Origin of the sequence: Paenibacillus lentimorbus NRRL B-30488 (genome assembly GCF_000411595.1) — a bacterium.
Taxonomy (GTDB): domain Bacteria; phylum Bacillota; class Bacilli; order Bacillales; family Bacillaceae; genus Bacillus; species Bacillus velezensis.
Genome location: NZ_ANAT01000046.1, coordinates 1 through 9,664, shown reverse-complemented (window position 1 = coordinate 9,664; position 9,664 = coordinate 1). Strand labels below are relative to the sequence as shown.

Genomic DNA, 9,664 nt, shown 5'->3' with positions numbered 1-9,664 from the left:
GGCTGCCGTCAAGCAGGATCGTATCTCCTGTGTAGCTTTCCGGCACGTCGAGCGCTTCCTGTGTGAGAAGCAGCTTGGCCCCGCTGTCCTGCAGAATGTAGCTGATGCGCTCTTCCGGGTAGTCGGGGTCAATCGGCACAAATGCCGCGCCCGCTTTTAAGACGCCGAGTACGCCCGCGGCCATTTCCAAGGACGGTTTCGTCAAAATGCCGACACGTTCGTCAGCCGTGACGCCGCAATCCATAAGAATGCGCGCGATCCGGTTCGCCCTTGCGTTCAGCTCACCGTACGTCCATTTCGCGCCGTTGTATGCCGCGGCCGGCCGGTTCGCGTAGCGGGCGGCCGTTTCTTCAAAGAGACGATGAACCGTTTTGTCCCGCGGCACAGAAATTGTTTTTCCTTTCCATGCGTCAAGAAGGGCTTGTTTTTCAGCATCGCTGATCAGTGAAATCTCAGGCAGCTTTCTGTCCGGGCTTTCCGCCGCTTGCTTCAGAATCCGCAGGAACCCGGCGCTCCACTTTTCAATGGTTTCTTTTTTAAACAGATCAGTCGCATATTCAAACTGAAGGCCGAGACCTTCTTGATCCGTAAAGCCGCCGAGTGTCAGATCGAATTTCGCCGTGCCTTGGTTTGACTCATACGGAGTGATGCGCAGGTTCTCCAGTTCCAGTGTTTCTTTATCCGGATCTTCTGTCGTCACCATCACCTGGAACAACGGGTTGCGGCTCATATCTCTCGGCAGGTCAAGCTTTCCGATCAGATCCTCAAACGGATAATCCTGATGCGCCAGCGCGTCGAGATTGGTTTGTTTCACCCGTTCGAGCAGCCCGGCGAAGGTCTGCTCTTTTCGCGTTTCATTGCGAAGCGCAAGCGTATTGACAAACATCCCCGGCATTTCCTGAACTTCGGCGCTCGTTCTTCCGGCGGTCACCGAACCGATAATGATATCGCGCTGCCCCGTGATTTTGCTCAAAAAGACATGGAACGCGGTGTGAAGCACCATATGAAGAGTCGCTCCCGATGATTCCATTAATTCACGCACCGCTTTTTCCGTTTCACGCCCCGCTCTGAAACGGACGGATTGTCCTTTAAAACTTTGAACCGGCGGACGGGGAAAATCGGTCGGCAGATTCAATTCAGGAAGCTCGCCGGAAAATGCGGAGAGCCAATAACGCTCATGGTCTTTCATCCGTTCGGCCTGCCCGGGTTCATTCTGCCAGACGGCGAAGTCTTTATAGTGCAGGTTCGGCGACGGCAGACTTCCGCCTTTGTAAAGGTGAGCGAGCTCTTTGACCAGCATGCTTCTGGACACGCCGTCGGCAATAATATGATGCATATCCAGCAGCAGCAGGTGTTTCTTTTCATTCAGTCTGACAAGAGCGGCCCGAATGAGCGGAGCCGCGCTCAGATCAAACGGCTTAATAAATGCCTGAATGATAAGATCCGCTTTCTCCTCGTCCGCTGCTTCAAAAATGTGCAGGTCAATGTCAGCCTGTTCCGCGATCTGCTGCATCGGCTGGCCTTTTTGATCGATAAAGGACGTCCGCAAAGATTCGTGGCGATTGATCATCTGATTGAGCGCTTCCTGAAGCCTTGAAATATTGACTTCTCCTTCCATCAGAAGAACGGACGGCATATTATAGCTGATTGTCTCCCGGTCAAGCTGGTTCAGGACGTACATCCGTTTTTGGGCGGATGATAACGGGTACGCGTCTGCACTGTCTGCCGGTGTGATCATCCGATATCCCTCAGATACCGCCGATTTTTCGATATATGCGGCAAGCAGGCGGACAGTCGGCTGTTCGAACAGCGCTTTTAACGGAACCGTTTTGTCCAGTTCAGCCTGAATATTGGCGAGGAGCATCATGCCTTTTAAAGAGTGCCCGCCGTAATCGAAGAAATTATCGTCGATGCCGAGCGTATCCGTACCGAGTGTCTGTTTCCAAATGCGGCACAGCTTTTCCTCCAATTCCGTTTCCGGCAAGGCTGAAGCTGTTTGCGCCGTTTGGCTGACGCCCGGTTTCGGGAGGGCGTTTTTATCGGTTTTTCCGTTGGCTGTGAGCGGAATGCGGTCTACCTGCACGAAATAAGCCGGAAGCATATGAGACGGCAGTGTTTCGGAAAGCCGTTTGCGAAGCTCAGAGCCTTTCAGCCCGCTGTCGGCTTTATAGTACGCGCACAGTTCCGGCAGCCCGCCTTCGCTGACTGCGAGAACGACCGCCTCCTGAATGCCGTTTACGCTTAACAGCACGGTTTCAACCTCTTTTAATTCAATGCGGTAGCCCCGGATTTTCACCTGATCATCCGCACGGCCGATAAATTCAATCGTCCCGTCAGGAAGCCTGCGGACGACATCTCCCGTTTTGTACATCAGGCTGTCCGGTGAAAAAGGATTTGAGAGAAATTTCTCCGCCGTCAGCTGCGGACGGTGAAGATATCCTCTGGCAAGCCCCTTCCCGGTAATATAAAGCTCGCCGCTTGCGCCCGGAGGAACGAGCTGCATTGCTCCGTCCAATACAAGCGCGCCGGTATTTGCGATCGGGCGGCCGATGACGGGACGCTGCTCATATTGAGCAAGACGCTCCATATTGATCCGTTCCGCAATGGCGCCGATCGTCGTTTCCGTCGGCCCGTAGTGATTGATGAAGTCGGTATGGGCGTATACGTCATGAAACTTGCGGACATCGGACGTGATGATCTTTTCTCCGCCGAGCACCACTAAACGAAGCGGGCTGAAACGGCGTTCTGACGTAAAACGGGCTGTATTGACGATCATATGGAACAATGACGGCGTCAGTTTCATATACGTAATGCCGTTTTTCTGTATATACTCACCAAGCTGATCAGGTGCGGTGTACGTCTCTTTCGGCACAATGTGCAGCTCGCCGCCCGCCTGAAGAATCGGGAATATGGCCGTATAGCCGAGATCAAATGCGTAAGAAGACAGCAGCACGGATTTGTCAGCTTCGGTCAAACCGGCTTCACGGCTGAACCATGTAACATAATTGATTAGATTGCGGTGCTCCAGCTGGACGCCTTTCGGTTTGCCCGTTGTTCCCGAGGTATAAATGATATAGGCAAGCCGGTCGGCGCCGGGCTCCGTTTCAAGCCGGTCGGCGCTTTCGTTCTGCCATTCTCCGTCTTCCATTACGACCGTTTTCCTTTATAAACGGCGGCCGCGGTCATGTTTCTCTCATTGACGACCAGAAGCTTCGTTCCGCTGTCTTCGAGAGAGTAGCGGATTCTCTCTTCAGGAGTCTCCGGATCAATCGGGAGAAATGCCGCTCCGGCTTTCATGACGCCGAGAATCGCGGTAATCAAGTCGGCCGAACGATCCATCATAATGGCCACGATGTCCTCACTGCCCGTTCCGCAAGCCTGAAGGTGGCGGGCAAACCGGTTCGAGCGTTCATCAAGCTCACGATATGTCAGACTTGTTCCGCCCGCAACCGCCGTGAGATCAGGCGTTTTTTGCGCTTGCCGTTCAAACAGCGAAACAAAAGTGCCCTCAGGCAGATCCGCTTCCGTCCGTTTTTCATCAGAAAGGAGCGCTTCCCGCTCAGGAGCGGACAGCAGGCTTGCGTCGGCCAGCTGAATATCCGGATTTTCGGCGCAGGCTTTAATCAGATTGACAAAATGAGCGCTCCAGCGGCGGATGGTTTCGTCCGCAAATAAGGCTTTCGCGTAATCAAAGCTCAATCCGACCTCTTCTCCGCGCTCAGCCGCTTCTAAGGAAAGATCAAATTTAGCGACATGATGATGCATGGAGTAAGAAGAAATCTCCAAATCTCCGAGCCGCAGGGCCGGGATCTCCATGTTCTGCATATTAAATAACACGCTGAACAGCGGACTCCGGCTTGTGTCCCTCGTTAACGGCAGTTTTTCAATTAATTCTTCAAGCGGATAGCTTTGATGCTCAAAAGCTTGAAGGCTCGCCGTTTTCACTTCATCCAGAAATTGCTTGAACGTTTTTTTGCCGGCAGGATGCGACCGAAGCGCCACGGTGTTGACAAACATGCCCGGCACGTCTTGGAGATCAGGATGCTGTCTTCCGGCCGCCGGAGACCCGACTATGATGTCTTCCTGCCCCGAATATTTGGACAGCAGCACTTGAAAAGCGGCTAACAAGAACATGTACATCGTCGTATCCGTATCAGCCAGCAGCTTCTTAATCTGCGCCGTCACCTGTTTATCAAGCCCGAAGATGACGCGTTCCCCTTCAAAACTGCGCTCGGCAGGACGCGGGAAATCAAGCGGCAGATCCAGCACCGGCAGATCGCCTTTGAACGTATCAAGCCAGTAGGCTTCGTGCTGATCGAGATTTGCTTTTTCACGCTGCCAGACTGAAAAATCCTTATAATGAATCTTTGGCAGCTCAAGCTCCGTGCCTTGATAAAGCTTCGCAAGATCACCGATAAAAATGCCCATTGAGCTTCCGTCCGTAATAATGTGGTGCATGTCAATCAGCAGAAGATGCCGATCTTCTTCAAGCCGGATCAGCTTCGAACGGACCAGCGGCGCACGATTGAGCGCAAACGGCCTGATAAAGGCTTTTGTCAGCTCTTCTGCATCTTCTTCCCGGCCCTCGGCGGTTTCAAGCTCAAACGACACATTTTTATGAATGGTCTGCACGACTTCTCCATCTGCCATGTCAAACGACGTACGCAGTGTCTCATGACGGTTGATTAATGCCTGCATGGCCTCTTCAAGACGGTTTTTGTCTACTGATCCTTCCAGCAGAAGTACAGCAGGGACGTTGTAGCTCGTGCTGGCCTGTCCGAGCTGATTAAGGATATACATCCTGCGCTGTGCTGAGGAAACAGGATAATGCTTCTGATAAGGCGCTTGTCGGATCGGTTCAAACTGCTGTTCCTCCTCGCTCTCATGCTCCAAATAATGCGCAAGCTCCTGAATGGTCGGCTTTTCAAATAACACTTTAATCGGCACTTCTTTTTGAAAGTGCTCCTGGATTTTAGCGGTCATCATCATAGCTTTTAAAGAATGTCCGCCAATCGTGAAGAAATTGTCAGTCACACCCGCTTTTACACCGAGAATGCCTTCCCAAATGTCCGCGAGTTTCTGCTCCGCTTCCGTTTTCGGCGCTTCGTATTCTTTTTGAACGGCTTCAGCCTGAGGCTCAGGCAGCGCTTTTTTATCAATCTTTCCGTTCGCCGTCAGCGGAAACTGATTCATCTGGATGAAGTGCGCGGGAATCATGTATTCCGGAAGTGATTCCGAAAGCGTTTTGCGCAGGTCTTCCGGTGAAAGGTCCCGGTCTGCGGTAAAGTAAGCGCAGATTTCATTTTCATCCGCTTTATTTTTCCGGATCACAGCCGCAGATTCCGTCACATTCTCCGCCTGGCTGATTTTCGCCTCGATTTCGCCGAGCTCGATTCTGAAACCGCGGACCTTTACTTGATTGTCAATTCTGCCGAGAAACTCGATCGTGCCGTCCGGAAGCCACTTCGCCAAGTCTCCCGTCCGGTATATCATTTCATCCGGTCTGAACGGATCGCGGACAAACTGCTTCTCCGTTAGTTCAGGCAGATTCACATAGCCTCTTGCCACTCCGCTTCCGCCGACGCACAGCTCACCGGGAGCGCCGATCGGCTGAAGGTTGCGGTTTTCGTCCATAATGTACGCAGTGGAATTTCCGATCGGCTTCCCGATCGGGATCGAGCCGTCGTAGTCCTGATCAATGAGAAAACTCGTCGAAAACGTCGTATTCTCCGTCGGCCCGTAGCCGTTCCAAAGCGACAGCTCCGGTGATGCCTTCCTCACTTTGCTGACGATATGCGGCACAAGCGCGTCACCGCCGATGATGAGGTGCCGGAGCGTGTTAAACATGCCGGCATCCTTTTGGGCAAGCTGATTAAACAGCGGAGACGTCAGCCACATGGTCGTGATCCGCTGCTCTTTCAGAAATTGGGCGAATTGCCCGGCGTCAAGCAGCGTCTCTTTTTTCACCGGGTGTAATGCCGCTCCGTTCAGCAATGCGCCGAAGACTTCGAAGGTTCCGGCATCAAAGCTGACGGCTCCCGTTTGCGCCATCCGGTCTTCTTCATGAACCGGCACGTAATTCGAATGTTTGACGAGCCTGATGATATTTCTGTGTTCAATCATGACGCCTTTCGGTTTTCCGGTCGACCCGGATGTATACATGATATACGCCAAGTCGTTGCCGCCCGCCGGAAGATTCAAGTCTGTTCCGCTTACCGTTTCCTCCTCGCTTTCATCCAGCATGACAATCGGGACTTGCAATGTGCCCGCTTGTTCTTGATAGTCCTGAACTGTCAGCACGAGCCGAATCGAGCTGTCTTCCGCCATAAAGCGGAGACGGTCCTCCGGAAAAGCCGGATCAATCGGCACATATGCGCCGCCTGCTTTTAGGACGGCAAGCATTCCGATAACGGTTTCCGCAGACCGGTCGTTCATAATAGCGGCGGTCCGGCCTTTTTCCAGCCCGCTCTTCACAAGGTGTCTCGCCAGGCGGTTGGCCGCTTCGTTCACTTCACGGTAGGTCCATTCGCGTCCCGCTTCTTTTATCGCGATGCTTGCAGGCGTCCGGTTTGCCTGTGCTTCAAACAAACGGTGAACGGCCTCCTCTTCCGGAAGCGCCGTTTTCGTATCATTGAATATCTCAACAATCTGCCGCTCTTCTTCGCCTGAAACAAGGCCGAGTTCCCGCACGGGCGCGTCAGGCGTTCCGACCGCCGCTTTCATCATGCGGGTCAGATGATGCGCCGTTCGTTCGATGGCATCATGAGCGAAAGCCGCTCCGTTGTATTTGATTTTGACAGTCCACGTTTTTCCCGGATACACGATGAGATTGAAATCAAAGCTCGTCTGCTCAAAAGCATGTTCAACTTTAATGGAAAAGCCGAGTCTTTCCTCCATGCCCCCGTTTTCCAGCTCTTTGTCCAGCGGATAGTTTTCAAACGCGACCAAATGATTCAAGAGGCTGCCGTCCAGAGCGGAGCGCTTTTGAATGTCATAGAGCGGCACATAATCATAGCGCTCGGCTTCCACGGCGTTTTTCTGAACTGCCGCCATCACGTCAGAAAAGGCTGCATCTTTGTCAATCTTGATTCTGACGGGAATCGTATTGATGAACAGCCCCGCCATCGTTTCAATGCCGTTGATTTCTGAAGGACGGCCTGATACGACGGTGCCGAACACCACATCGTCTGTATAGTTGTATTTGCTGAGCACCGCACCCCAAACGGCCTGAAACAGGTTAGGCCCCGTGACTTGATACCGGTTGGCGGTCTGCTGAATCTGCGCGACCAGCTTTTCATCCCAGACAAAAGAATATTCTTCATTTTGATAGTCTTTCTTTTCTGATGCCAGACGGCCCGGGAGCAGGCTCGGCTGTTCGAAATCCGCCAGGCGGCTGCTCCAATATTGTTCCGCCTCCTCATAATCCCGGCCTCCGAGCCATTTGATATAGTCAGAGTAAGGTTTGCCCTGGCTTCCCCCGGCGGGCCGGCCGGCACGAAGCGCTTCATAGTTTTGAAACAGGCTTTTCATCAAAACGCCCATACTCCAGCCGTCCATGACAATATGATGATTGCTCCAGACGAGATACAGCTCCTTCTCACTGAGCCTGAACACCGCCGCTTTAAAGAGAATGTCCTTCGCCAGATGAAAGCCCTGCTGCTGCACATCGCGTTTATAGCGTTCAATATATTCGGTTTGGCGCGCTTCATCTAATTGACTGATATCTTCATAGTGCACCTTCGTCTTCCGCTCTGCTAATACGACTTGGCGCGGTTTTTGAAGCTGCTGGTGCACGAATACCGTACGCAGGATGTCATATGTCCGGATCAGCTCATTGACGCTTTTTTCAAAAAGCTCAAGCTGGAAGCTTCCGTGAATCCTAAGCTCTAATTGTGTGAAGTAGGAGGAAGAATGCGGATCAAGCAGCGCATGATACAGCATTCCCTCCTGCATCGGTGTGAGTGCATACACCTTTTGAATCGATTTTTTGCTCATATGTCACCTCTGTCTTTTCTGTTAGAGAATTTCCATTAATTTATCAAGTTCATCAAGCGTCAGATCATCATCGCCAAGATCGCTAGGCGTAAGCTCAGGTCCGTCTTGGGCCAGGCAGTGATCTATGATTTTCAAGAGGTGCCCTTTAAAGCTGTCACTGAACGATTGAATGGTTTTTTCATGAAATTCGAGAGAATGATAGGCAAACGTCATCGTCATCTGCCCATTTTCTATAAATCCGACAATATCAAGCGCATTCGGCTTCTCTGTGTCAGGGCTCAGCGATTGTCCTGACGGCATCCCGGATCTTGTAAATAGGCCGGAATCCGACATCTCATTAAACTGGCCTAAGTAGTTAAAGCTGATATCCGGATCAATCTCAAATGAAAGACCCTCTTTATGCTCAGGCGCCGTTACATAACGCAGAATGCCGTAGCCGACTCCTTTGTTCGGGATGTGTCTGATGTCTTCTTTCATTTGTTTCAGCTGATATGAAAGATCGTCGGCGTGCTTCATCTCAAGGATCATCGGATACATGCTCGTAAACCATCCGACCGTCCGGGTGATATTCAGGCCGTCAAGAATGTCTTCGCGCCCGTGGCCTTCCAAATGAACGCCGATCGTGTCTTCACCCGTCCACTCTTTCAGCGCCAGTCCGAGCGCCGTGAGCAGGATGTCGTTCATTTCCGTATGGTAGGCTTCATGTACGTTTGTCGTCAGCTGTTCAGTTTGTTCAAGCGTCAGAGAGAAGCTGACCGTTCTCGTATGTCTCATGCGCTGATCACCAGACTGCCTGTCTTTCGGAAGCTGAGTGCATACCTCTTTTTCCTCAAGCTCTCTCCAGTAATCCGCTTCTTTCAGAAACGCCTTCGTATTTGCGTATTCTTTGATTCTCTCAGCAAATTCGGCGAATGAATGTGTTTTCGGCGGCAGCGCCGGTTCATTGCCTTGCTTCAGCTGCGTATAAACGGACGTGAAGTCCTCCAGTAAAATCCGCCAAGATACACCATCCACGACTAAGTGATGGATTGCGAGAAGAAGGTGGTCTCCATCTTCAGCCCGGAAGAGCCCGGCCTTCAGCAGATGTCCTGTTTCCAGTGAAATACTGCTTTGAAGACGGTCTGCTTCCCGTTCGATACGGTCCTCATGGTCTTCAGCAGGTCCGTTCAGCTCAAAGACGTTCAGTTCAACAGACGCATCCTCAAGCCCTCTGTAATACGGTTTTTGTTCACGATAAATCATCCGGAGCGCATCATGGTGCACCGTCAGGACATGTAATGTTTTTTCTGTTATCTCCGGATCAAAGCCGTCTTTCGCATGAAGCATGACGGATTGGTTCCAGTGGTGTTTGTCGGTAAAGTTTTTCTCAAAGAACCAGCGCTGGATCGGCGTTAAGTCCGCTTCGCCTTCGACAGGTCCCTGATCGGCCTGCTTGCCTTCCGTCCGCTCCACATAAGAGACGAGCTCTTCGATGGTCGGATGCTGGAAGAGATCTTTCATCTCCAATTTATACCCGTGCTGGTTCAGACGGCTCGCCATTTGGATGCCTTTGATCGAGTCGCCGCCGAGCGTGAAGAAATTATCGCTTACGCCGATCTGATCAAGACCGAGCACTTCCTGCCAAATGTCGGAAAGCAGCGTCTCCATCTCCGTTTCCGGCGCTTTGTAA

At 52.0% G+C, this 9,664-nt stretch carries 1 protein-coding gene and 1 pseudogene; both read right to left on the bottom strand.

Annotated features, from left to right (window positions below; translation table 11 throughout):
- Window positions 1-7,995 (bottom strand): annotated as a pseudogene (gene srfAB, locus D368_RS19735) (surfactin non-ribosomal peptide synthetase SrfAB); the annotation flags it as partial.
- A 21-nt stretch (window positions 7,996-8,016) separates the two neighbouring features.
- On the bottom strand, window positions 8,017-9,664 hold a 1,648-nt coding region (locus D368_RS19730), incomplete at its 5' end, for a condensation domain-containing protein (protein WP_486129304.1).